At 73.0% G+C, this 23,965-nt stretch carries 23 protein-coding genes; 10 read left to right on the top strand and 13 right to left on the bottom strand.

The window, feature by feature from the left end:
• Complete coding sequence (locus tag H958_RS0129970) at window positions 1–846, top strand: MBL fold metallo-hydrolase (RefSeq protein WP_028061361.1); 846 nt, start codon at window positions 1–3, stop codon at window positions 844–846.
• Window positions 847–2,420: 1,574 nt separating this feature from the next.
• Here the strand turns inward: H958_RS0129970 and H958_RS0129960 are convergent.
• Window positions 2,421–3,056: a TetR/AcrR family transcriptional regulator gene (locus tag H958_RS0129960; protein ID WP_231379408.1), complete on the bottom strand. Its 636-nt coding sequence runs from the start codon at window positions 3,054–3,056 to the stop codon at window positions 2,421–2,423.
• 105 nt (window positions 3,057–3,161) lie between these two features.
• Between H958_RS0129960 and H958_RS0129955 the strand changes: the two genes are divergently transcribed.
• On the top strand, window positions 3,162–4,601 hold the full coding sequence (locus H958_RS0129955) for an MFS transporter (RefSeq protein ID WP_028061358.1): 1,440 nt from the start codon (window positions 3,162–3,164) through the stop codon (window positions 4,599–4,601).
• Between the two features lie 49 nt (window positions 4,602–4,650).
• Here H958_RS0129955 and H958_RS0129950 read toward each other — a convergent pair whose 3' ends face one another.
• Genes H958_RS0129950 through H958_RS41345 form a run of 4 tightly spaced genes read right to left on the bottom strand, consistent with a single transcriptional unit; the run spans window position 4,651 to window position 7,999 of the window.
• Window positions 4,651–5,004: a hypothetical protein gene (locus H958_RS0129950; RefSeq protein WP_028061357.1), complete on the bottom strand. Its 354-nt coding sequence runs from the start codon at window positions 5,002–5,004 to the stop codon at window positions 4,651–4,653.
• Between the two features lies 1 nt (window position 5,005).
• A complete protein-coding gene (gene ccrA, locus H958_RS0129945; RefSeq protein ID WP_028061356.1) occupies window positions 5,006–6,253 on the bottom strand; it encodes a crotonyl-CoA carboxylase/reductase in 1,248 nt (415 codons plus the stop codon).
• A 55-nt stretch (window positions 6,254–6,308) separates the two neighbouring features.
• Window positions 6,309–7,256 (bottom strand): Gfo/Idh/MocA family protein, encoded by a 948-nt coding sequence (locus H958_RS0129940; RefSeq protein WP_028061355.1) that lies wholly within the window; start codon window positions 7,254–7,256, stop codon window positions 6,309–6,311.
• The gene (locus H958_RS41345; protein ID WP_051325002.1) at window positions 7,253–7,999 is read right to left on the bottom strand and encodes an SDR family NAD(P)-dependent oxidoreductase; all 747 of its coding nucleotides are present in this window, start codon (window positions 7,997–7,999) and stop codon (window positions 7,253–7,255) included. Before H958_RS41345 ends, H958_RS0129940 begins: the two co-directional genes overlap by 4 nt.
• A 51-nt stretch (window positions 8,000–8,050) precedes the next feature.
• Between H958_RS41345 and H958_RS0129930 the strand changes: the two genes are divergently transcribed.
• Entirely contained in the window at window positions 8,051–8,416 is a 366-nt protein-coding gene (locus H958_RS0129930; protein ID WP_028061354.1) for a PNPOx family protein, read from the top strand.
• Between the two features lie 54 nt (window positions 8,417–8,470).
• Here the strand turns inward: H958_RS0129930 and H958_RS41340 are convergent, their stop codons facing one another.
• From H958_RS41340 to H958_RS41330, 3 genes are read right to left on the bottom strand one after another with little or no spacing between them, the layout of a single operon-like run.
• Window positions 8,471–9,418 (bottom strand): magnesium transporter CorA family protein, encoded by a 948-nt coding sequence (locus H958_RS41340; protein ID WP_051325001.1) that lies wholly within the window; start codon window positions 9,416–9,418, stop codon window positions 8,471–8,473.
• A gap of 56 nt (window positions 9,419–9,474) precedes the next feature.
• Window positions 9,475–11,028 (bottom strand): MFS transporter, encoded by a 1,554-nt coding sequence (locus H958_RS41335; RefSeq protein WP_156028407.1) that lies wholly within the window; start codon window positions 11,026–11,028, stop codon window positions 9,475–9,477.
• The gene (locus H958_RS41330; protein ID WP_196807634.1) at window positions 11,025–11,474 is read right to left on the bottom strand and encodes a MarR family winged helix-turn-helix transcriptional regulator; all 450 of its coding nucleotides are present in this window, start codon (window positions 11,472–11,474) and stop codon (window positions 11,025–11,027) included. Before H958_RS41330 ends, H958_RS41335 begins: the two co-directional genes overlap by 4 nt.
• A gap of 67 nt (window positions 11,475–11,541) precedes the next feature.
• Here H958_RS41330 and H958_RS0129910 point away from each other — a divergent pair, with 67 nt between their 5' ends.
• The 3 genes from H958_RS0129910 (at window position 11,542) to H958_RS0129900 (ending at window position 14,454) form a co-directional block, all read left to right on the top strand.
• Window positions 11,542–12,471, top strand: a complete 930-nt coding sequence (locus tag H958_RS0129910; RefSeq protein ID WP_037412067.1) for a S1C family serine protease — start codon at window positions 11,542–11,544, stop codon at window positions 12,469–12,471.
• 140 nt (window positions 12,472–12,611) lie between these two features.
• Window positions 12,612–13,616 carry an ABC transporter substrate-binding protein gene (locus H958_RS44370; protein WP_051324997.1) on the top strand — a complete coding sequence of 335 codons (1,005 nt, stop codon included), beginning with the start codon at window positions 12,612–12,614 and terminating at the stop codon, window positions 13,614–13,616.
• A 10-nt stretch (window positions 13,617–13,626) separates the two neighbouring features.
• Window positions 13,627–14,454, top strand: coding sequence for an ABC transporter permease (locus H958_RS0129900; RefSeq protein WP_051324996.1), 828 nt, complete (start codon window positions 13,627–13,629; stop codon window positions 14,452–14,454).
• Here H958_RS0129900 and H958_RS41320 read toward each other — a convergent pair.
• Window positions 14,406–14,861 (bottom strand): chromate resistance protein ChrB domain-containing protein, encoded by a 456-nt coding sequence (locus H958_RS41320; RefSeq protein ID WP_037412066.1) that lies wholly within the window; start codon window positions 14,859–14,861, stop codon window positions 14,406–14,408. The two genes, H958_RS0129900 and H958_RS41320, sit on opposite strands and share 49 nt — an antisense overlap.
• A 14-nt stretch (window positions 14,862–14,875) precedes the next feature.
• On the opposite strand from H958_RS41320, the gene H958_RS0129890 reads away from it, so the two are divergent.
• Window positions 14,876–15,073, top strand: coding sequence for a hypothetical protein (locus tag H958_RS0129890; protein ID WP_028061351.1), 198 nt, complete (start codon window positions 14,876–14,878; stop codon window positions 15,071–15,073).
• Here the strand turns inward: H958_RS0129890 and H958_RS0129885 are convergent.
• Window positions 15,070–16,305 carry an ABC transporter substrate-binding protein gene (locus tag H958_RS0129885; protein ID WP_081686431.1) on the bottom strand — a complete coding sequence of 412 codons (1,236 nt, stop codon included), beginning with the start codon at window positions 16,303–16,305 and terminating at the stop codon, window positions 15,070–15,072. The two genes, H958_RS0129890 and H958_RS0129885, sit on opposite strands and share 4 nt — an antisense overlap.
• 104 nt (window positions 16,306–16,409) lie before the next feature.
• On the opposite strand from H958_RS0129885, the gene H958_RS41315 reads away from it, so the two are divergent.
• The gene (locus tag H958_RS41315) at window positions 16,410–16,934 is read left to right on the top strand and encodes an RNA polymerase sigma factor (RefSeq protein ID WP_196807633.1); all 525 of its coding nucleotides are present in this window, start codon (window positions 16,410–16,412) and stop codon (window positions 16,932–16,934) included.
• Entirely contained in the window at window positions 16,922–19,792 is a 2,871-nt protein-coding gene (locus H958_RS41310; RefSeq protein ID WP_051324993.1) for a WD40/YVTN/BNR-like repeat-containing protein, read from the top strand. The genes H958_RS41315 and H958_RS41310 overlap by 13 nt, the downstream gene beginning before the upstream one ends.
• Before the next feature lie 39 nt (window positions 19,793–19,831).
• On the opposite strand, the gene H958_RS47940 is transcribed toward H958_RS41310, so the two are convergent.
• The gene (locus H958_RS47940) at window positions 19,832–20,248 is read right to left on the bottom strand and encodes a hypothetical protein (protein ID WP_028061349.1); all 417 of its coding nucleotides are present in this window, start codon (window positions 20,246–20,248) and stop codon (window positions 19,832–19,834) included.
• 64 nt (window positions 20,249–20,312) lie between these two features.
• Between H958_RS47940 and H958_RS0129865 the strand changes: the two genes are divergently transcribed.
• Window positions 20,313–21,965, top strand: a complete 1,653-nt coding sequence (locus H958_RS0129865) for an exonuclease domain-containing protein (protein ID WP_196807632.1) — start codon at window positions 20,313–20,315, stop codon at window positions 21,963–21,965.
• Between the two features lie 782 nt (window positions 21,966–22,747).
• Here the strand turns inward: H958_RS0129865 and H958_RS41305 are convergent.
• Together H958_RS41305 and H958_RS41300 are read right to left on the bottom strand one after the other, a co-directional pair.
• Window positions 22,748–23,629: a polysaccharide deacetylase family protein gene (locus H958_RS41305; protein WP_081686428.1), complete on the bottom strand. Its 882-nt coding sequence runs from the start codon at window positions 23,627–23,629 to the stop codon at window positions 22,748–22,750.
• A 58-nt stretch (window positions 23,630–23,687) separates the two neighbouring features.
• The gene (locus tag H958_RS41300; protein WP_037412065.1) at window positions 23,688–23,954 is read right to left on the bottom strand and encodes a hypothetical protein; all 267 of its coding nucleotides are present in this window, start codon (window positions 23,952–23,954) and stop codon (window positions 23,688–23,690) included.
• Window positions 23,955–23,965: the final 11 nt, after the last annotated feature.

Raw genomic sequence — 23,965 nt, 5'->3', positions numbered from 1 at the left:
ATGCGGGACATCGACGTGCTCCACATGGGTCGGGAGAAGGTCATCTGCTGCTGGGAGGTCGACGGGCTGCTCGTCGACCCCGGCCCGCAGTCGACCGAGGCGACGCTGCTCGAGGCGCTCGGGGGCGAGAAGCCGCGCGCGCTGCTGCTGACGCACATCCACTTCGACCACGCGGGCGCGGCGGGATCGCTCGTGCGGCGCTGGCCTGACCTCCCGGTCTACGTGCACGAGCGCGGCGCGCCGCATCTGGCGGATCCGTCGAAGCTCGTGGCCAGCGCCGGGCGGCTGTACGGCGGCGACGAGGGCCTGCGCCGGCTGTGGGGGGAGGTCGTGCCCGTGCCGGAGGCGAACCTGCGCGTGCTGAGCGGCGGCGAGCGCGACGTCGAGGGCGCGTTCCGCGTCGAGTACACGCCCGGGCACGCGTCGCACCACGTCTCCTACTTCCACGAGCCCTCGGGCTGGGCGTTCGTCGGCGACATGGCCGGCGTGCGCGTGCCCCCGCACGACCTCACGATCGCGCCGACGCCGCCGCCGGACATCGACGTCGACCTCTGGAACCGCTCGATCGACACGATCGCCGCCTGGGAGCCCGCGACGCTGGCGCTCACGCACTTCGGCGCGGCCGAGGACCCGGCCGCCCAGCTCGAGGCGTGCCGCGAGGCGCTGCACATGGAGGCCGGCCTGGCCGCCGAGCACGACCTCGACGGGTTCGTGGCCGCGCTCGAGGCGCGGATCGAGGCCGGCGCCGACCGCGACGCCGCGTCGGTGATCCAGGCCGCGCCGCCGGACCAGCTCTTCCAGGGCCTGGACCGCTGGCGGCGCAAGCGCGCCGAGGCGGCCGCCTGAGCGGCCGGTCGCGCCGCCCCGGCCTCGATGCGCGCGATCAGCCGGTGGCGCCCGCGCGCGCACGCGAACCCCGGGCACGATGTCCGTGCGCCGGTCTGGGCGCTCGGGACGAAGTCGTGTCCATCGCCGCGCCCGACCGCCGCGCCGGCGCGTCCCGTCGCGGATGGCGGGCGCGAGGTGGGCGGAGAGGCCGGTGACCGCGGTCGCCACGCCGTCTCGCCGTCGCCCGGCGGTCCCGCGCCACCCCGCCCGCGTCTCTCCGCCGCCGCCTGCGGTCCCGCGCCACCCCGCGCGCGTCTCTCCGCCGCCGCCCGGCGGTCCCGCGCCACCCCATCCGCGTCTCTCCGCCGCCGCCTGCGGTCCCGCGCCACCCCGCGCGCGTCTCTCCGCCGCCGCCTGCGGTCCCGCGCCACCCCGCCCGCGTCTCTCCGCCCGCCGCGCGGGCGGGTGAGCGCTCGCGCGCCAAAACGATCACCCGCTCGAGGGGGTGCGTCGCGTTTGTCAAGTATGCGTTGACAAACGTGACGCACCCTCTGACGCGGCGGTCCGTCGTGGTCGATCACGTTCGGATAGCGCCCGGTCTTGATCGAACGCGATCGATCCGCGCCGCGCGGAGGCTCCACCAAACCGGGCTGAACCCCGTTCCCCTTACCGGCGCAGTTCCATCCCTCGCCACGCCCGGCGCACCGCGCCGCCGGCGAGGCTCGCGCCGCGCACGAGGCGCTCGCGCGCGCCCGGCGCACCGCGCCGCCGGCGGGGCTCGCGCGGCGCGCGAGGCGCTTGCGCGCGGCCGGCGAACGCGCCGCCGACGGGGCTCGCGCGGCGCGCGAGGGGCTCGCGCACGGCCGGCGCACCGCGCCGCCGGCGGGGCTCGCGCCGCGGGCGGGGCTCGCGCGGCGCGCGAGGGGCTCGCGCGCGGCCGGCGCACCGCGCCGCCGGCGGGGCTCGCGCCGCGCGCGAGGCGCTCGCTCGCCGAGGCATCCACGGATCATCGGGTGTGGCTGCGCAGGCCGGCGCACGGTGAGGCTGGACCGGCGGCGTCGCGAGGAGACCGGGCGGCGGCGGCCGCCCGCGACGTCGCCTGCGAGCGCGGCGGCGTCGCGAGCCGGCCCCAAAGCGGGATCGCAACGGCAGGCCGCGCGCCGGTGAGGCGGCGTCGCGAGGCGAGGTCGCAACGGCAGCCGCGCGCCGGCGACGCCGCGTCGCGGGAGGCGGCCCGCAGCCGCAGGTGGCGCACACGTCGCGGGGGCGGTGCGCGCCGACGTCACCCTGGCGTACGTGATGCTCTCGGTCGCCCCCCGGTCGGCGCCGGCGAGTCCCTCGGCGCGCCGGCGACAAGCAGTGGCGCCGCACGATCGGCATCGCGCTGGACGGGCAGCGCACGCCCGACCCCGGCCCGCTGCCTGACGAGCGCAACGCCTGGATCACCGATCCCCGCGGCGCCTCGCCGCCGTGGCCGGCGCCCCTGGCCGATCGGCCGGGACCCGAAGGGGCCACCCTGCAGGTGCCCGGCCGATCGACCATGGACGGAGCCCACGACGCCGAGGCATCCACGGATCATCGGTGGATCCAGGCTAAGGGCGCCAGGCGCGCATCGCTGCGTCGAGCTGCTCGTCGTCGAGCGCGGCGCCGGGCAGCGGGGTGGGGGCGTCGCGGCGCGCGGCGAGCCCGTCGAGGACGATCGCGAGGGCACGGCGCCACGTTTCGGGGTCGACGTCCCGCGTGGAATCGACGACCGCGTCGAGCATGAAGAGGATGAGCGGGAAGTCCGTCGCGCGCATGTCGTCGCGCAGGGCTCCTGCCGACTGGGCGCGCTCGACGAGCCGCTCGACCAGCGGCTTGATGCGCGAGCGCGCGCGGGTGACGCGCTCCGGCCGGTACTTGCTGCCGAGCACGAGCTCCCGCAAACCGCGGTCGCTCGCCAGCAGCGCGACCGCGCCCTCGAGGAACGTCGCGATTCCGCGCCAGGCGTCCTCGTCCTCGAGCGTCGTCTCGGCGAGCGCGGCGACCTCCCCGATGCGGTCCTCGAAGAGCGCGTCGATCAGCTGCTCCTTGTTGGGGAAGCGCCGGTAGACGGTCCCCACGCCGACGCCGGCGAGGCGCGCGATCTCGTCCAGCGTGATGCCCAGACCGCGCCGCGCGAAGCCTTCGCGGGCGGCTTCGAGGATGCGCCGGCGGTTGCGCTCGGCGTCGCGTCGCAGAGTGGCCACGAGGAAGACAGTAGGCGCTGATCCGGAGGACATGTCTCCAGTTTCTTGCTACGCTCCCGGCACCAAAGTTGAGAATGCACCTCCACTTCCGTCTGGAGACTCCGCATGGAACAGCAACAGCACAACCGCCGCTGGTGGATCCTCGCCCTCCTCGGGCTCGCCCAGCTGATGGTCGTCCTCGACGCGACGATCGTGAACATCGCCCTGCCGTCGGCGCAGCACGCGCTCGGGTTCTCCGACGACGCGCGCCAGTGGATCGTCACCGGCTACGCGCTCGCGTTCGGCTCGCTGCTGCTGCTCGGCGGGCGCCTCGGAGACCTCTTCGGCCGCCGCCGCACGCTGATCGCCGGCCTGCTCGGCTTCGCGCTCGCCTCGGCGGTCGGCGGCGCGGCGCAGAGCTTCGCCGTGCTCGTCGCCGCCCGCGCGGCGCAGGGCGCGTTCGGCGCGCTGCTCGCGCCGGCCGCGTTGTCGCTGTTGAGCACCACGTTCACCGACCCGCGCGAGCGCGGCAAGGCGTTCGGCATCTACGGCGCGATCGCCGGCGGCGGCGGCGCGATCGGCCTGCTGCTCGGCGGCGTCCTGACCGAGTACCTCTCCTGGCGCTGGTGCCTGTACGTGAACCTGGCGCTGGCGGTGCCCGCGGCGCTCGGCGCGCTGACGCTGCTGGCGGGCGGCGCGCGCGCCGAGAACCCGCGGATCGACTGGCCGGGGACGGCCGCCGCCTCGGCCGGCGTGTTCGCGCTCGTGTTCGGCTTCTCGAAGGCGGAGACGCGCGGCTGGAGCGATGCGCTGACGCTCGGCTTCCTCGCCGGCGGCGTGCTGCTGCTGGCGATCTTCGTGGCGATCGAGCGGCGTGCGGCGCACCCGCTGCTGCCGCTGCGCGTGGTGGCCGACCGCAACCGCGGCGGCGCCTACCTGGCCGCCGGGCTCGTCGCGATCGGCATGTTCGGCGTGTTCCTCTTCCTCACGTACTACCTGCAGCAGACGCTCGGCTTCTCGCCCGTCGAGACCGGCCTCGCGTTCCTGCCGATGGTCGGCGCGATCATGCTCACCGCGACCACCTCGACGGCGAAGCTGCTGCCGCGCCTCGGCCCCCGCCCGCTGATCCCGGCCGGCATGACCCTGGCGGCGGCCGGCATGGTGCTGCTGACCGGCATCGGCGTCGGCTCCACCTACGCCGGCGACGTGCTTCCAGGACTGCTCGTGATGGGGCTCGGCATCGGCCTGGTGATGGCGCCGGCGATGAACACCGCGACGGCGGGCGTGGCCGCGCATGACGCGGGCGTCGCCTCGGCGATGGTCAACACCGCCCAGCAGGTCGGTGGCTCGATCGGCACCGCGCTGCTCTCGAGCATCGCGGCGAGCGCCGCGACGAGCTTCGTCAACGGCGGCGGCGCGCCGCAGCTCGCCGCCGTGCACAGCTACACGACGGCGTTCTGGTGGACGGCCGCGATCTTCGCCGCGAGCGCGGTCGTGACGGCCCTGCTGCTGCGCTCAGGCGCACCGGCCGAGGCGCGGGCCGGAGCGCCCGTGATGGCGCACTAGGAGTTCGTCAAGGGATATCCGGACGCACCGGCATCCCTTGGCGGGCTCCCTAGACGGTGTCGCCTTCCGCAGGGGCGCCGTGGATCGCGGCGGGCTCGGTGTCGAGCCCGCCCTGGATCACCAGGTCGTTCCAGACGTACAGGACCGGCACCTGGTAGTAGCTCGCGTACTCGGCGCGGAACTGGATGAACTCAGGCCCGTACCAGTAGGCCTCCCAGGACGTCTTGTCCTCGAAGGTCGAGAGCTGGAGGAACTTGTACATGTCGTCCCGGCTGCGATACACGCGATAGTCGGTCGCGCCGTAGCGCTGGGCGACCGGAGCGATCTCGGCCAGCGCGGCCTCCAACGCGTCGCCCCGGAACAGGGTCGCGTACCACGGGATGTGCACCACGCCGGCTGCCATGTCAGGCTCCCACCTCCGCCCGGATCGCGCCCGGGCCGTCCGCTGTCTTTCCGAGCCCCTCGGAACTCGCTCCCACGAGGATCGCGATCTTTCCGAGGTGCTTGTTCTCGTACATGAGCTGATGGGCCTCGGCGACCTGCTCGAAGCCCAAGGTCCTCCAGAGTACGGGACGGACCTTCCCCGCCTCGATCAGCTCGTTCGCGCGGTGGCATTCCCAGGCGTTCGCGAAGTGCGATCCGACGATGCGCTTCTGGCGCATCCAGAGGTAGCGGACGTCGAAGTCCAGCGTGTGGCCCGACGTCGCGCCGCAGATCACGACCGTGCCGAACGGCTTGACCACGAGGACGCTCGTGGGGAACGTGGCGCGGCCGACGTGCTCGAACACGATGTCGGGCTCGCCGCCGAGCTTCTCGACGACCGCCTTGCAGAAGCGGCGCGACTCCTTGAAGCGCGCCTTCTCCTCCACGGGGTCCTCGTCGCCCCGGCGCATCATGCCCGTGAACTCGCTGCGGTCGATGTAGTCGCACGCGCCGAGCGACTTGACGAGCTCGCCCTTCTCCGGGCTCGAGACGACGCCGAGCGAGTCGGCGCCGGAGAGCCGGCAGAGCTGGTGCGCGAACACGCCCAGGCCACCGCCGCCGCCCCAGATCAGCACGCGATGGCCCTCCTGCAGACGAGCCTGGTCGACGAGCATCCGGTAGGCGGTGAAGAACGTGAGCCCGTAGGAGGACGCCTCCTCCCACGTGAGCGCCTTGGGCTTGGGCAGCAGCTGCTGCGCCTGGACCTTGCAGAACTGCGCGAACGAGCCCCACGTCGTCTCGTAGCCCCAGATGCGCTGGGACGGCGCGGCCAGCGGGTCCAGCCCGTGGACCTCCGGGTCCTCGTAGGAGGCCTGGTTGCAGTGCACCACGACCTCGTCGCCGGGCTTCCAGCGCGTCACGCCCTCTCCGACCTTCCACACGATCCCTGACGCGTCGGAGCCGCCGATGTGGTGGTCCTCCTCGTGGTAGCGGAAGACCGAGACGGGCTTGCCGAGCGCCGCCCAGACGTTGTTGAAGTTGACGCCGGCGGCCATCACGCGCACGGTGACCTCGAAGGCTCCGGGCTCGGGTACGTCCATCTCCTCCAGCTGGAAGGCCTCGCTGGGCTCTCCCTCACGCTCGGCCCGGATGACCCACGCCGCCATCGTGGCGGGAAGCTCGCCGGGCTCGACCTCGATCTGCGCGATCTGGCTGGTGTCGACGGACATGACCGGACAGTACCGCCGCGGACGTCGCTGCCCGCCGGTCGATGTGTGCGGATCCTCACACGGTCGCAGCCGCCAGCACCGCGTCCATCGTCTCCATGATCGAGACCGTCTCATCCAGCGGCAGCAGCGGGCTTTCGAGCAGGCCTTGCTCGAGGCAGCGGGCGACCTCGTCCGCCTCCAGACGCAGGCCGTGCCCTTCGAGGTGCGTCTCGAACCGCGTGGGCTCCCCGTCACGGGGCGTGAAGGTGAAGGCCGACGGGCCATACCAGCGGCGCTCGATCTCGATCCGCGCCTCGGTGCCGACGATCGCCGCCGTCGTGGGGGAGACCGCGGAGGACGTGCAGTTGATCACCGCTTGGGCCCCGCTCGCGCAGCCGAGCAGGATCGAGGTCTGCCCGTCGACGCCCGTGAACGCGGGCGTCGAGAGCGTCACGACGCGCTCCGGCGTGCCGAGGACCATCGAGGCGAAGCTGACGGGATAGACGCCGAGGTCCAGCAGCGCGCCACCGCCCAGCTCGGGCGCGAACAGGCGGAACGCCGGGTCCTGCGCGAACCACTGGCCGTGGTCGGCGATCACCGTGACGATCTCGCCCAGCGCGCCCTCGGCGATCAGGCGGCGGATCTCGGCCATGTGGGGAAGGAAGCGCGTCCACATCGCCTCCATCAGGAAGACGCCCTTCTCGCGCGCCATGCCGACGAGGTCCTTCGCCTCGTTCGCGTTCATCGTGAACGCCTTCTCCACAAGCGCCGGCTTGCCGGCCTCCAGCGCGAGCCGCGCGTTCGCGTGGTGCATCGGATGCGGCGTGGCGACGTAGACCGCGTCGACCTCGGGGTCGCTCACCAGCGCCTCGTAGCTGCCGTGCGCGCGGCCGTGCCCGAACGCCTCGGCCTTCTCGAGGCTGCGCGAGCCGACCGCGGCGACCGTGCCGGAGTCCGTCAGCTCGAGGTCCGCCGCAAACGCCCGCGCGATGCCGCCGGTGCCGATGATTCCCCACCTGATCACAGCTTGAGCTCCTGGAGGATGTTGCCGCCGTCGACCACGATCGACTGGCCGGTGACGTACGAGGCGCCGGGGGAGGCGAGGAAGGCGATCAGCTCGGCCACCTCGGCCGGCCGGCCGGGACGCTCGAGCGGCGTGTTGCGGCCGGCCTCCAGCTCCTCCTCGGTCGAGGAGCCGGTGGCGATCCAGCCCGGGGCGACGCTGTTGACGGTCACGCCGGACGGGCCCAGCTCGAGCGCGAGGCCGCGCGTGAGCCCGTCGACGCCGGCCTTCGCGGCGCCGTAGGCGACCGAGTACTCGAGCGCGACGTACGGACCGGTGACGGACGACACGTTGACGATCCGGCCCCAGCCGCGCGCGGCCATGCCGGGCGCGAGCAGGCGGCACATGCGGAACGCGGTGTGCAGGTTGCGGTCGATCCCGAGCTCCCAGCGCTCGGGCGCCAGCTCCACGAAGCGCACGTCCTGCTCGTCGCGGCCCGTCTGCACCATCCCGGCGTTGTTGACGAGCACGTCGACGTCACCGACCTCGTGCGCGAGCCGCTGCGCGTCGCCCCAGCGGCTGAGGTCCGCGATCACGCCGTGCGCGCCGAGCTCACGCGCGCGGTCGAGGATCCGCTCGGTCGTCGAGGTGATCGCCACGCGCGCGCCGCGCTCGGCGAGCGTGCGAGCGGCCGCGAACCCGATCCCGTCCGGACTGCCCGCACCGGTCACCAGCGCAAGCTTGCCTTCGAGCGAGACGGACACGGGTAGGACCCTACTGTCACAGCCTCCGGGGCCGTCTCGTCCCCCGGGGGCATGACCACCTCACTCGAGCAGCTCGCGCGCCGGCGCAACGTCGTCCTGACCACCTACAAGCGCGACGGCACGGCCGTCGCCACCAAGGTCCACCTCGCGATCGTCGAGGATCGCGCCTACGTGCGCACGTACGGGAAGGCGTGGAAGTGGCGGCGCGTGCGCCGGACGCCCGACTGCGAGCTCGCCGAGGTGCCCGTGCGCGGGCGCATCCTGGAGGGCGAGGAGGCGCGACAGGCCGCGAAGGCGCTCGCGCGCAAGTACCGGATCCTCCACGGCCTGCTGATCCCGCGCGCGCACAGGCTGATGCGCACGTCGACGATCCATATGGAGTTCATGCCGCGAGAGGGCTCACCGCTGGAGGGATGAAGGGCTGATGCGCTCGGCCAGGAAGGCGTCGTAGGGGTCGGCCGCCTGCGCGCGCTAGAACCAGTCGTCGCGCTTGACGTAGAACAGTGTCAGCAGCACGATCGTCGGCACCACCAGGCCGCCGACGCCGAACGTGATGAAGGATCCGCGGCTTCTGATGTGGTCCACGAGCCAGCCGAAGTTCTGGCCGAAGAAGCCCGTCACGAGCGTCCAGGCGACGAACAGGGTGGTGCCGATCGTCAGCCGCGTGGCGACCGCGTTGAGGCGGTCGGAGTTGGCGTTGAAGTAGGTCGACGTGAGCGCCATCAGGTCGTCGGTCTGGCGCTGCAGCTCGCCGGCGACCTGGGCCAGGTGATCGCCGACGTCGCGCAGGTACGCGCGCGAGCCGTGCGAGAGGCCGGCCAGGTTGAGGATCTCGTCGGAGGAGCGGTGGAACTGCTCCTTCTGCACGCTGACGAGCCGCTGCAGCCCGTGCACGGCCTGCTTGAGCCGGTAGATGCGCGACAGGTACTCGCGTCGTGGGCGTGCGAGCACGTCCGCCTCGAGCGCGTCGACCTCCTCCTCGATCCGATCGATCACCGGATAGAAGGCGTCGGTGAGCCCGTCGAGGATCCGGTAGACGAGCACCTCCTCCTCCTTCGTGGACTCGGGCTGGAGCGATTCGTGCAGCTGGTCGAGCACCAGGCACGGCTCGCGCCTGACGGTGACCACGAACCCGCCCGAGAGATAGACGTGGACCTCGATCGGCCTGGCCGGGGAGTCTGGGTCGCCGGTCACGCGCGCGCTGTAGAAGACGAGCAGGAGGTGGTGCTCGTAGAGGTCGATCTTCGGCCGCTGGCCGAACTCGCGCGTGTCCTCCATCGCGACCGGGTGCAGCTCCAGCAGGTCGCCGAGCTTGCCGAGGTCGTCGTCGGACGGCGAGAGCAGGTCGAGCCAGAAGAACTCGTCCCGCTCCCGCTGCGCGCGGATGCGCGCTTCGTCGACCGCAGTGAGGACGAGCACTATCTAACGTCGCACGGAGTGTCGAGCTTGCGAGACACGAAGGGCGAGACACTCTCTCATGCGGCGGCGCCCGCCTCGGCCATCGCCTCCGCCTCGACCGGGACCTCGGCGTCCGGCCGCGCCGGATTGACCATGAACCACGCCGCCAGCGCCGCGAGCAGCAGCGTGATCGCCGCGATCGTCAGCCCCGTGCCGAGCGCGTCCACGAACGCGCGCTGCGTGGCGTCGCGGACCTGCGCCGTGGTCCCCGCCGCGCTGCCGCCGGCGCCCAGGGCGTCGACGAGCCGCTCGCGCGCCGCGTGCGGAAGCTGCGGCAGCGACCGCGCGAGGTCATGGCGCCCGATCGCCGCGACGAGCGCGCCGAGCGCGGCGACGCCGAACGTCCCGCCGACCATGCGCGTCATCGACAGCGTCCCCGACGCCACGCCGGCCTTGGTGCGGTCGACCGCGTTCATCGCCGCCGTGCTCATCGGCGACATCGTGAAGCCCATTCCGAGGCCGAGCAGCACGAACGGCACGACGAGGAAGCCGAAGCTCGTGTCGACGCTGATGCGCGACTGCCACCCGAGTGAGATCGCCACCAGCAGGAGCCCGATCGTCAGCGGCGTGCGCGGCCCGATGCGGTCCGACAGCCGCCCGGCCACCGGCCCCGCGACCATGATCACGAGCGTCGTGGGGAGGAAGCGCACGCCGGTCTCCAGCGGCCCGTAGCCGAGGATGTTCTGCATGTAGAGCGCGAGGAAGAAGAAGACCGCGAACATGCCGAACGAGATCGAGAACGCGACGATGTTCGCGCCCAGGAACGAGCGCGAGCGGAAGAACGCGAAGTCGACGATCGGCGCCGCCGAGATCCGCTCGATCGCCGCGAAGGTCACGAGACCGCCGGCCGCCGCGACGAGCAGCGCGATGATCCCGGGCGAGCCCCAGCCCCACGCGTTGCCCTCGACCAGCGCGAGCACGAGCGCGGTGAGGCCGACGGTCAGCGTCCCGATGCCCGGCACGTCGACCTGCCGCGACGCCGTCTCGTCGCGCGACTCCTGGGCGGCGAACAGCGTCACGAACACGGCGACGACCGCGATCGGCACGTTGAGGAAGAAGATCGCCCGCCACGTGACGTCCTGGGTCAGCCAGCCGCCGACCAGCGGCCCGAGCGCCAGCGCGATCGCCGAGACGCCGGCCCACATGCCGATCGCCTTGCCGCGCTCCTGCGGCGGGAACGCGTTGGTGATGATCGACAGCGTCGCGGGCATCATCAGCGCGGCGCCGACGCCCTGGACGGCGCGCGAGGCGACCAGCCACTGCTCGCTCGGCGCGAGGCCGATCGTCGCCGACGCGGCGGCGAAGATCACGACGCCGATCAGGAAGACCTTGCGGCGGCCGAAGATGTCGCCGAGCCGCCCGCCGGTGACCAGCAGCACGGCGAACGTGAGCGTGTAGGCGTTGATCGTCCACTCCAGCGAGGACAGCGACGCGTCGAAGCTGCGCTGGATCGAGGGCAGCGCCACGTTGGTCACGGTGTTGTCGAGCATGACCATGGCGAGGGCGAAGCACATGGCCGCCAGCGTCCACCAGCGGCGGTTCTCATCGGAGAGCCGGAGTCGTTGAGTCACGACGGGGCGATCCTTTCGACGATGGGGAGGAGGGCCTTGGCGAGTCCGTCCCGCTCCTGGGGCGTGAGCTCCTCCGCGAACCGCTCGAGCGTCTTGAGCCGAGCGCGGAGGACGCGGTCGACGACCGCGCGGCCGTCGTCCGTGAGCGCCACGAGCCGCGAGCGCCGGTCCTCGGCGCTCTCGCGGCGGGTGACCCAGCCCCGCTGGATGAGCCCGTCGACCGCCCGCGAGGCGGCTGGGAGCGACAGGCCGAGGTGGGTGGCGATCTCCTTGACGGAGTGCTCGCCGCCGTCCTCGAGCAGGAACATCATCTTGACCTGTGAGAACGAGGAATCGAGCTCCGCGACCATCTCGAACAGCTCCGCCGAGGACTTGCGGTTCAGGTACGCCCAGAGCGGGGCGAGGAGCTCGGAAAGTCGTTGCGCTGACGCAACTGTTGCTTGCACGCATGCAACTTTAGGGCCCATGTCAAGCCGGGTTCGAACCCCTCGGCCCGTCACTATCATTCAGCAAGTGACTGTGACCGAAGCTGAAGCCCTGGACGCCTATTCGCAGGTGGTGACGACGGTCGCCGAGCGGCTCGGGCCGTCCGTCGCGAACCTGCGCATGCGGCGCGGCGGCGGCGGCTCGGGCGTCGTGATCACGCCGGACGGCTTCCTGCTCTCCAACGCCCACGTCGTCCAAGGCGCGCGCGGGCGCCTGCGCGCGACGTTCACCGACGGGCGCGACGTGGCCGTGTCCGTGATCGGCGCCGACCCGCTGTCGGACCTCGCGGTCCTGCGCGCGGAGGGCAGCGGCTTCACCGCCGCCGAGCTCGGCGACGCCGCGATCCTGCGCGTCGGCCAGCTCGTCGTGGCGATCGGCAACCCGCACGGCCTCGGCGGCTCCGTCACCGCCGGCGTGGTGAGCGCGCTCGGCCGCTCGCTCCCGGCCCGCGACGGCACCTCCACGCGCGTGATCGACGACGTGATCCAGACCGACGCGGCGCTGAACCCGGGCAACTCCGGCGGCGCGCTCTCGAACGCCGGCGGGCGCGTGATCGGCATCAACACCGCGGTCGCGGGCGTCGGCCTCGGGCTGGCGATCCCGATCAACGCGACGACGCGGAAGATCGTCTCGGAGTTGATGCGCGACGGCCGCGTGCGGCGCGCCTGGATCGGCATCGCGGGGGGTGCCCGCCCCGTGCCCCCCGCCGTGGCGGCGACGCTCGGGCGCGACCGCGCGGTCGAGGTCGTCGAGGTGGTCGCGGGCTCACCGGCCGCGCGCGCCGGCATGCGCGCGGAGGATCTGATCGTCGCCGTCGACGGCGAGCCGGTGTGCGGCGTCGACGACCTGCAACGCCTGATGGACTCCGGGCGCATCGGCGCCGATGTCACGCTCGGCGTCGTGCGCGCCGGCATGGCGCGCGAAGTCAGCGTGCGCCCGGTCGAGCTGACGCATTAATCGTCCTCTCATCGAGCGTGTCGGACCATGCCGTCCGGTTCGCTTGCCGCGGAGGGGTCTGTCGGCGGCGACCTGAACTGGGGTCTGCGTAGGACGGCCGCCGGAGCGCGGCTCGGGCCTGCGCGTCATGAAAGGAAGTCATGCCGCACACACGCCTCCCGCGCGTCGCGGGGATCGCAGCGCTCGCGCTGCTCGCGTTCCCATTGGCCGAAGCTCGCGCGGCCACCGACGTCACGGTCGGCACCGGCTTCATGCCGAACGTGCAGTTCGCGCCGTACTACGTCGCGCAGGACCTGGGCTACTACAAGGCCGCCGGCCTGAACGTCAAGATGAACTACGACCGGGTGCCCAACCTGCTGCAGATGGTCGCCGGCGGCAAGTTCACGTTCGGCGCCTCCAGCGGCGACACGGCCATCATCGCCAAGTCCGCCGGCGCCGACGTCCGGTACGTCGCGGCGCAGTACCAGCAATACCCGGTCGGTGCCATGTGGCTCAAGAACGGCGGGCCGAGGATCACCAAGCCCGCCGACCTCAAGGGCAAGCGCATCGGCATCTCCGCGCCCGGCAGCTCGACCGATTACGGGCTGCGCGCGCTGCTGAAGTCCGCCGGCCTGACGCGCAAGGACGTCAAGATCGTCGCCGTCGGGTTCACCGAGACCGAGGCGCTGGTCAACAAGCAGATCGACGTCGCGATGACCTTCACCGACAACGAGCCCGTGCAGGCGGCCGCGATCGGCCACCCGGTCAACGTCATGAAGGTCGCCAGCTACGTGAACCTGACGCCGAACGGCGTCGTCACCGGCGCGGAGGAGATCAGGGCGCACCGCTCCGTCGTCGCCGCCTTCGTGAAGGCCACGATGCGCGGCGAGAAGTACACGCAGCAGCACCCGGACGCGGCGTTCAAGATCGCGCTCAAGCGGCTGCCCGAGCTCGTCAGCCAGAAGGCGATCGACACGCAGCGCAAGGTGCTGTCGGCCCGGCTCGCCTACCAGCGCGAGCCCAAGGGGCACCCGTACGGCTGGTCGAACCCGAGTGGCTGGCCGACGACGGTGAACTTCCTGCGCGGGATCTCGGCGATCAAGGCCAAGCCGAGCGTCTCCTCCGTGTTCACCAACGTGTTCGCGGAGCAGGCCAACGTCCGCTAGCGATCAGCCCGTGCCCTCGCCGCTCGTCGGCGAGGGCGTCCTGCCGCCCGTGCGCGCCGTGGCGCGAAGGCGGCGGCGGCGAGGCCCGCTGGGCAACTGGCGCTCGGCCGGCGCCAGCGCGCTGGCGATCCTGCTCGGCCTGCTCGTGTGGGAGATCCTCTCGCACGCGCACGTGGTGGCCGAATACTCGCTGCCGTCGCCGCATGCCGTCTGGATGGAGTGGTGGGCGCTGTCCAAGCGCGGGATCCTCTGGCACCACGTCTACGCGACGGTGCGCGTCGCCCTGCTGGGATGGGCGCTCGCGTTCGTGATCGCGCTCGGCTTCGCCTATCCGCTGGCCAAGTCGCCGCTGTTCGCGAGCATCCTCGCGCCATACATCGCGGCCACGCAGGCGATGCCGATCCTCGCGCTCGCGCCGCTGCTGATCGTGTGGTTCGGGCTCGGTCTGTTCTCGAAGACGCTGATCTGCACGGTGATCGTCTTCTTCCCGATGATGGTCACGTTCTCCGTCGGGCTGCGGACCGTCGACCGCACGCTCGTCGACGCCGCCGCGACCGAGGGCGCGGGGCGCTGGAGGACGCTGCGCCACATCGAGCTCCCGCTCGCGCTGCGCACGATCCTCGCCGGCGTCCGGATGGGGCTCACGCTGTCGATGACCGGCGCGATCGTGTCCGAGTTCGTCGCCGCCAGCGCCGGGCTGGGCTACATGATGGAGCTGGGGCGCAACCAGTACGACTCGCCGCTCGTCTTCGCGGCGGCCCTGACCCTCGTGGCGCTGGCGGTGGTCGGCTACATCGTGGTCGGGCTGCTCGAGCGCGTGCTGATCGACTGGGAGTAGGCGTGCAGCGCGCCCATCACCGGTGCCATCGCGGCGAGCACGGCGGCGTCGTCGCCGGGGTGCAATGCGCGGTAGCCCTCGCTCAGCGCGCGCAGCCCCGGTCCCTCCGGCTGGTCGTAGAGCGTGTTGTCGGTGTCGGCGCCGTTGATCACGCGGCCCATGTGGGCGAGCACCGGATCGGCGTCGAGCCCGTGCGCCTCGAGGATCGCCTCGAACGGCGTGCGACGGTCGCGGTGGTCGAACTGCACGCCCTTGACGTGGAACGGGATCGCTCCCGCCTCGATGCGCGCGGGGAGGTCCGCGGCCGGCACGTAGAGGATCTCGGCGCCCGGATCCGCGACGTTCTCGATCAGCCACGTGCAGGCGATCCTGCCGATGCGCACGTCGCTCCTGGTGACCCATTGCATCGCGCGAGGGTGGCATGACCGCGCGCGCCGGCACGCTGCGCGAGGCGCACGACGCGTACCTCGCGGCGCTGCGGAGCCGGGGCCACCGGATCATCTTCGAGCAGGTCGACCCCGGCGACGCCGAGGTCGACTTCAAGGGCGGCGACGTGACGTTCGTGCAGGAGTGCCGCGGCCGCGTGCGGCTCACGCTCACGCTGGACGGAGCCGCCTAGTGCCCCAGCTGGCTGATCGCGGGCAGGGAGCCCGACAGGGGATCGTCGCCGACCGGCTCGAACTGGAAGCCGTCGAAGCGCGCGAAGTACATGTCGCTCGGCGAGATGCCCTCGTGGTAGGTCGGGCTGTAGCCGCGCGAGTCGCCGTTGGCGCCGACGATCGACGCGGTGCCCATGGCGCGCATCAGCGACGCGCCGAGCGCGCCGGTCTCGTCGAGCGCCTCGGCGACGAGGTTGAGCGCGTCGTAGGAGTACATCGCCCAGTCCGGCGGTTGCAGGACGGGGCGGCCGTCCTGGCTGACGCCGACCTTGTCGACGCCCAGCTTGGCCTCGTAGTGCGCACGGAAGCGCTCGAAGGGCTTCGGGCCGACCTCGGCCGTGATGCGCGAGGAGACGAAGCGCAGCGACTTCAGCCAGTCGGGGTGCGCCACCAGCCGCTGGCGGACGAGCGGATCCTCGCCCGTCTGGCCGGAGATCACCGGCACGTCCCAGCCGATCGCGTGCGTCGCCTGCAGGACGGCGGCGATGTCGGCGGCGCTCGTCCACAGCACGAGCGTCTGCGCTCCGGCGCGGCGGGCTGCGAGCACCTGGGGCGTCACGTCGGCGGCCCGCTGCTGGACCGTCTGGTCGGAGACGACGGGAACCTGGTCCTTGCGCAGCGCGGCGGTCACCGCCGCGCGTCCCTGCTGGCCGTACCCGGAGTCGTCCGTGAGCAGCGCGACGCGCGGCTTCGCGTTGGCGATGTAGTCGGCGAGCCGGCCGGCGAGCGTCGCGTCGGCGGGCGCCATCCGGAACAGCGTCGGACGCCTGCCCGGATCGATCAGCCCGGCGCCGCCGTCGAAGCAGATGAAGACCGGCAGGTTGGCGGGGTCCGTGACCGCGGCCATGGAGGCCGCGCCCGTGCCGTCGGTCACCAGGGCGAGCGCGCCCTTGGACACGGCGGTGCGCGCGTTGGCGAGCGCGTTGGCGGGCGAGCCGCCGTTGTCGAGGACCAGCAGCGAGAGCTCGCGCTTCGCGTTGCCGACGCGCACGCCGCCGCGGGCGTTGAGGTCGTCGACGGCGAGCTGCGCGCCGCGCCGGATCGAGCTCGCGATCCACGGCTGGCTCGAGACGGGGGCGCTGACGACCACCGGGAGCGCGTCGCCGGCGCTCCCGCAGCCGGCCACGACGAGCACGCAGGCGAGCAGCGCGAAGGCGATTCCAGGACGGAGCACGACGGCGAAGGATGGCACCCCTTATGAGACCCGATGACGCGGATGTCACATCCCACCGGCAACTGGAACTACGGGTGCCGATGAGGGGGCCGCGCTTCTTACGCCGTGGCGGCGAGTTGGACGTGGACGCGCTCTACGCGCGCCATCACGACGACCTGCTGCTCTTCCTCGCCCGCCGGACGGCGGACGTGGAGATCGCGCTCGACCTCTGGTCGGAGACCTTCGCGCAGGCCGTCGCCGGCTGCTCGAAGTTCCGCGGCACGACCGAGGTCGAGGCCGTGGGCTGGCTGTACGGGATCGCCCGGCGCCAGCTCGCGCGGTACTTCCGCCGCGGGTACGCCGAACGGCGCGCCATGCAACGGCTGGGACTCGAGCGGCCGCCGGCCGACGAGGAGCTGCTGGCGGACATCGCACACCGTGCGCAGCTCGACGCGGTGCGGACCGAGCTGAGCGCCGCGCTTGCGTCGCTGAGCGAGCCGGTCCGCGAGGCGGTCGAGCTGCGCGTGCTGGACGAGCTGCCCTACATCGAGGTCGCGCAGTCGCTGAGCATCTCCGAGCAGGCGGCGCGCGCCCGGGTGTCGCGCGGCCTGGCGGCGCTCGCCGACGCGCTCGAGGGTCCAAGGATCGAGGAGGCATGGGCAAGGTGAAGGACTACGACCGGTTCACCCAGGAGTTCGGGGAGCGGCTCTCGAGAGCCGTTTCGCGGGCAGCGGCCGTCAGGCGGCGGCCGCCGCGGCTGGCGCTCGCCGTCGCCGCGCTGCTGATCGTCGCGGCGGTCGCGACCGCGCGTTCGACGTCGGGCACGCATGAGCAGCTCGCCGCGGCGCCCGTCGCGCAGCCGCCGCAGATCGAGCACGAGACGACGGCGCCCGACGCGCCGGACGAGTATCTGGACCTCAAGCAGAGCTCGGCGCAGGACGTCAGCACCGCGCAGGTCGAGCGCGCGCAGGCGCAGGCCGCGGCGGTCCCCTCGGCCCCCGGCTCGACGCCGTGGCAGCTCGAGGGCCCGGCCAACGTCGGCGGCCGCGTCGTCGACCTGGTGATGGACAACCAGACGCCGAACACGCTCTTCGTGGCGTCGTCCGGCGGCGGCATCTGGAAGAGCACCGACTCGGGCTCGACCTTCACGACCGCGTGGCCGGACGACCAGACGCAGACGATGGGCGCGCTCGCCCAGGCGCCGAACGGCACGCTGTGGGCCGGCACCGGCGAGGCGAACCCCTCGGGCGGCGGCCTGACCTACTTCGGCGACGGCATCTACAAGTCGACCGACGGCGGCGCGACGTGGCAGAACACGGGGCTCACCGACAGCGCGTCGTTCGGCCGCATCGCCGTCGATCCCGATGACTCCGACACGGTCTTCGCGGCCGCCGCGGGCTCGATCTCGCGCGTCGTGAGCCAGCGCGGCCTCTACAAGACGACCGACGCCGGCAAGACCTGGCGCCGCGTGCTCGCGCCGCCGAACGACACGACGGGCGCGATCGACGTCACCGTCGACCACTCCGCCGCGCATCCGCATCGCGTCTACGCCGCGCTGTGGGACAAGAAGCGCAACAACGGCGCCCGCGTCTACGGCGGCGTCGGCTCCGGCCTGTTCCGCTCCGACGACGACGGCGAGACGTGGACGCGGCTCGAGAACATCGTCGACCCGCTGCCGAGCTACGACACCGCGCAGACGGGCCTGAAGTCCGACGCGAGCCTCGGCCGCATCGGCATCGCGTTCGCGCCGTCGAACCCGGACCGCATCTACGTCGTGAGCGGCACGCCGTACGGCCCGGACAAGGGCTTCTACTACTCCAACGACGGCGGCGACACGTTCAAGGTCGGCGGCCGCGCGTACCAGACCTCGTCCGGCTACCAGTGGTGGTTCGGGCGCCTGTGGGTGGACCCGAAGAACCAGGACCACCTGTTCAACGCCGACGTGAGCCTCAAGGAGTCCAACGACGGCGGCGCGACCTGGCACAACTCGTCCGGGCCCCACTCCGACCACCACGCGATGGTGTGGGATCCGAACGTCCCGAACCGCGTCTACAACGGCGACGACGGCGGCGTCTACCGGTCGGACTCCAACGGCGCCTCCGGCACCTGGGTGCACGGCACGTACGAGCCGTGGAACCAGAGCTACCACCTCGACGTCGCGCACGACGACGCGACGCGCCAGGTGACCGGCCTGCAGGACAACGGCTCCAAGCGCACGTGGACGCCGACGGCAGATCCGAGCGACCTGTCGCAGTGGGACAACTACGGCGGTGGCGACGGGCACACGGTCGCCATCGACCAGACCGATCACAGCTACTACTACGAGTGCTTCCAGCCGTCGCCGCCGAGCCAGAGCTGCGCGCAGTTCCACGACGCGGGCGGCAAGACGACCTCGACATCGTTCCAGAACAACCCGCGGACCGGTCCCGGCCCGTGGCCGGCCAACCAGCGCTGGACGACCGATACGCCGTTCGCGCTGGACCCGAACGATCCCGCGACGATCTACCTCGGCGGCTCGACCCTCGGCGTCTCGCACGACCGTGGCGCGCACTTCACGGTGATCAGCCCGACGGACGACGCCAACAGCCTCGCAGGCCCGGTGCCGGCCGACGCGAACGACCTCGGGCCGTTCTACGCCAATGAGTACGCGACGATCTCGGCGATCGCGCCGACCAAGACGTCAGGTCTGATCTACGTCGGCACCGACACGGGCCGGATGTGGAAGACGACCGACGGCGGCGCCAACTGGACGCGGCTGCAGGGCACGCCGACGCGCTGGGTCAACGCGATCCAGGTCGACCCGGCCGACTCGAACCACCTCTACGTGGCGTTCTCCGGCTACCGCGAGGGCGACGACGCGGCCAACGTCTACGAGTCGCGCGACGGCGGCGCGACGTGGAGCAACATCAGCTCCAACCTGCCCAACGGCCCCGTCGAGGAGATCCTCTACGACGGCGCCCACGACGTCCTCTACGCGGCGACCGACTACGGCCTGTTCGACCGCAAGGACGGCGACTCGAGCTGGTACCGGATCAGCGTCGGCCTGCCGAAGACGCCGATCATGGACGTCAAGCTCTCGGGCGACGGCAAGTGGCTCGTGGCCGCGACGTTCGGCCGCAGCGTGTGGCGGCTGCCGCTGTCGACGAGCGTGACGACGGGCGGTACCTCCGGCGGCGGCGCGGGCGGCACGGTGCCGGCCACGCTCTCGCTGACGCTCGGCGGTCCTGCGTCGTTCGGCGCGTTCGCGGCGGGCGTGGACGGCAACTACTCGGCCTCGACGACGGCGTCGGTGACGTCGACGGCGGGCGATGCGGCGCTGAGCGCCTGGCCGGCGACGCTGGCCAACGGCGCGTTCAAGCTGGCCGAGCCGCTGGTGGTCGCGCCGGAGAAGACGGCGTGGACCGGCCCGGTGACCAACGACGCGTTCGGGATCGCGTTCAAGCAGCACATCGGCGCGAACGACCCGCTGCGCACCGGCAGCTACTCGGCGACGGTGACGTTCACGCTGTCGACGACGAACCCGTAGGACCCTCCCGCCCCGCGCCCGTCCAGGGCGCGGGGCGGATCAGGGCAGCAGCAGATCGTTCTGGGAGGACTTGCGCGGCGCGCCGACGCGCACGTGCGCGGCCCTGATCGCGCGGCTGCGGACGTGGACGGCGTAGCGGCCGCTGCGCGCGTCGATCGTGAGGCGGCCGGTGCCCTGCGCGGGGATGACCGGCGTGGAGGCGATGCGGCCGGCCCGGCTGCCTCCGAGCTCGTCGGTCTCGAACGTCACGCGCTGGGGCTTGGCGGTCTGGTTGGAGACGACCAGCACGATCGGCCCGGCGCCGACGCGCGCGGGCGAGACCTGGACGACGTCGTCGTGGATCGCCGCCGTCATCGTCACGGGCGCCGGAGGGCGCCGGACGTTCGCGCGCGGTCCGCCTCCGCCGCAGCCGGCGGCGAGCGCTGACGCTGCGATGGCGACGGCCGCGATCCGCACGTCGCGGACGCTACTGCAAGCGCGCTTGCGATACGTCCGGTTCGGAGCGGATGCTGGACGGTCCGTGCTCGAGCTGCCCCTCGCCTCCGCAGAGTTCCTCGCCGTCGACACCGAGACCAACGGCCTCCCGGGCGAGCGCTGCGAGCTGACCGAGGTCGGCGCGGTGCTGGTCGGCGGCGGCGAGCTGCACGACGAGTGGGGGTCGCTGGTCGGCGTCGCGGCGCCGCTGTCGCGCGGGATCCAGCGCTTCACCGGGATCTCGCAGGCGATGATCGACGCCGCGCCGCCGCCTGAGTCGGTGCTGCCCGAGCTGGCGGCGCGGATGCAGGGCCGCGTGCTGGTGGCGCACTCGGCGAGCTTCGACCGGCGCGTGCTCGAGCAGGCGTTCGTGAGCGCCGGCCTCGAGTGGCCGGACCCGCCGGTGCTGTGCACCGTCCAGCTCGCGCGCCGCTTCGCGCCGCTGCAGAAGCGCCGCGGGCTGGCGACGCTGGCCGCCGCGCTCGGCGTCGACGTCGGCGAGGTCCACCGGGCGCTGCCCGACGCGCGCACGTGCGCGCGCGTGTTCTGCGCGCTCTTCGGCCGCCTGTGCGCGAACGCGGCGACGATCGGCGAGGCGCTCGCGCTCCTGCGCGGCCGCACGCGCAAGGAGAAGCACACGGGGCGCGACCGCGGACGGGCTCGGCGCGGCGCGCGGCCGCACCTCAAGCACCTCCCGCACGACCCCGGCGTCTACGTGTTCCGCGACGCCGACGGGCGGCCGCTGTACGTCGGCAAGTCGATCGATCTGCGCACGCGCGCCGCCGCGCACTTCTCGGCGGGCGCGTCGTGGACGTCGGAGGCCGAGCACGTCGACCACCAGGCGACGGAGTCAGAGCTCGGCGCGCTGCTGCTCGAGGACCGGCTGATCAAGACGCTGCGGCCGCCGGGGAACGTGCGCGGCAAGGCCGAGCCGGATGGCTTCGTGTACCTGCGCTGCCGGCTGGACATCCCGTTCCCGATCCTCGAGGTGGCGCGCGAGCCGGCGGCCGGCCACGCGATCTGCGTCGGCCCGCTCCGCGGCCGCGCGGCGGCGGCCGAACTGGTCGAGCAGCTCAACTCGCTGTTCGGGCTGCGCCACTGCGGGCGCGCGCTGCCGCGCCGCGCGCATCCGTCGGCGTACGGCCAGATGGGGCGCTGCCTCTCGCCCTGCCTGCGCGACCTCGATCCCAACGTCTACCGCGAGCGGCTGGACGCCGCGCTGGCGTTGTTCACGAGCGGCGGCGACGGCGGGTCGTCGCTGCTCGCGCACGTGGACCGGCAGATCCGCGCCGCCTCGGCGGAGCGCCGCTACGAGCGGGCGGCGTGGCTGCACCGCCGGCGCCGCCGGCTCGAGGCGCTGCTCGGGCGGCTCGGCGGCGTGCTGCGCGCGATCCATGCCAGCACCCGGCTCGTGCTCGCGCCGCATCCCTCGCAGCGCGGCCGCTTCGACGCGGTGTGGCTCGCGGGCGGGCGCGTGGTGGATTGGGGTCCGCTGGTCCACGCGCCCGAGCTGGCGGCCAGGTCGGCGCGCGCGCTCGCCGCGGCGGGCGGCGGCTGGCTGCCGCCCGAGGCGGTCGCCGAGGCGCGGCTGGTCGGGGCCTGGGTCGCGGCCAACGCCCCGCCCGCGCTCGAGCTGGATCCCGGCATGGGAGAGGCGGAGCACGCCGCCTTCCTCGCGCGGCTCGGCGCGCGGGCTTAGCCTGGATCCAGGCTCAGCGCGGGTCCGCCTCTCGCGGCCTCGGCCGGGACGAGGGGCGCCGGCCGATGCCCGCGGTCGCCTGCGTCTCCGCGCTGGCAGGCCCGGCGAAGTGCGCTGGTACGGGTTGGCGCGGGCGCCCGCGGGGCGGCTCGTTGCCGGCTTGCGTCGTTGGTGCACCCGAGTGCCGGTGCGACGCGCGTCGTCTCGGTGGGGCGCTGGTTTGCGCCGTCTCCGCGTCTCGCGTTGGCGGCGCCGGCGAACTGCGCCGGTAAGGGGAGTGGGTCGGTTTGCCTGTGCGCTCCGCGGGCCGGGTGATCGATTTGGGCCGCGTGGGGAGGGGGTGTCTCACGAACCTTCGAATAGTTCGAAGGTTCGTGAGGCACCCCCCGGAGCTCGCGCGCGGGAATGATCGTTCGTGCGCGAATAGGGCGCGGCGATGCTCGTGGGTGATCGTCCATCCCGCCGGGCGGGATAGACCCGCATCCCTTACCCGCGCAGTTCGCCATCCCGAGACGCGCCCGCGAGATGTTCCCGCGCGCCGCGCGCGGCTCAGTGCCCGCTCCGGAGACGATGCTGACCGCGATCCCTGTTTCCGCCGGCGCGAATGCGATGCGCGTCTCGTCCCCGGTGCGCTGAGGCTCAGCGGCGGGCATGGCGGGCGACGCGCGCGCGGGTGCCGCAGGCGGGTCCGCACCAGCGCTGGTCGCCGCGGTGGCGCAGGAAGAACTGGCCGCAGCTCGGGGCGACGCAGAACGCGAGCGCGGGATCGCCCAGCAGGCGGCTCAGCCGGCGCCGATGCCCATCACCGGCTGCGTGAGCGGCGGCGGGGCGTCCTTCAGCAGTCGCGGCACCGAGACGAGCCGGTAGCCGCGCTCGCGCAGGCCGACGACGATCCGCGGCAGCGCCTCGAGCGTCTGGCCGCGGTCGCCGCCTGCGTCGTGCAGGAGCACGATCGCGCCGGGCTTGGCGGCGCCGAGCACGTTGGCGACGATCCGGTCCACGCCGGGACGTAGGTAGTCCTCGCTGTCCACGCTCCACATCACCATCGTCATGTGCCGCTCCCCGAGCAGGGCGAGCGTGGCGGCGTCATACGCGCCGTAGGGCGGCCGGAAGAGCGTCGGCTGGGGGACGCCGGCGGCGCGCAGGACGGCGGCCTGCTCGTCGATCTCGGCGCGCTGCTCGGCGGGGGAGAGGCGGTCCAGGCGCCGGTGGCGCTGCGTGTGATCGCCGATGACGAAGAGCGGGTCGCGCAGCTCGGCCGCCTCGGCGTCCGTGAAGTAGTGCTCGGTCGCCCCCACCTGGAAGAACGTCGCAGGTGCCTGGAGGCGGTGCAGCTCGCGCAGGATCGCGGGCGTGTAGGGGCCGGGGCCGTCGTCGAACGTCAGCGCGATCTCGCGCCCCCGGCGGCCGCCGACCGCGACGTACGGCAGCTCGGCGACGCGGTCGCGCTGCGGGAAGATGCTCGGCCGCGGCGCCAGCACGCCGGGCGGCGCGGACGCCGCCGCGCTGGCCGGCGTGTCGCGGTGCAGCGCACCGAACGCGATCCCGGCGGTCGCGGCGACCGCGGCCAGCCCCGAGAGCCGCCGCATCCGTCGCGAGCGGCGGCGGTGAGCCCGGCGCCGCTCGAGCAGGGCTTCCCGGGTGTGCAGGCGACGCGCGTGCATGGCGTCCGGCCGAGGCTAGCCCGCGGGACGGCCGCACGGCCCTCCTGCATGCGCTCGTTCATCGCCGTCGCAGAAGCCGCGCCAGCAGGCCCGGCGGCTTGGGCTCGACCTCCTCGCGCAGCGGCAGCCGCCCCGCCGCCCGCGCGGCGCGCACGCACTCGATGTGCGCGTGCCGGCGGCGCGAGTGGTCGTCCTCGGGGAAGACCAGCAGGTGATCGATCAGCGCCGGCATCTGCCGGCCGCAGAGCGGGCAGCGGTACGTCGCCGGCTTGGTCGAGCCGGCGCGGCGCAGCGTGTACCAGCGGGCGCGGAAGAAGTCGTCCACGTAGATTCGGG

The organism is Candidatus Solirubrobacter pratensis (assembly GCF_000425945.1).
GTDB lineage: Bacteria > Actinomycetota > Thermoleophilia > Solirubrobacterales > Solirubrobacteraceae > Solirubrobacter > Solirubrobacter pratensis.
The sequence above is the reverse complement of the archived record's forward strand: the minus strand, read 5'-3'. Positions and strand labels throughout refer to the sequence as shown.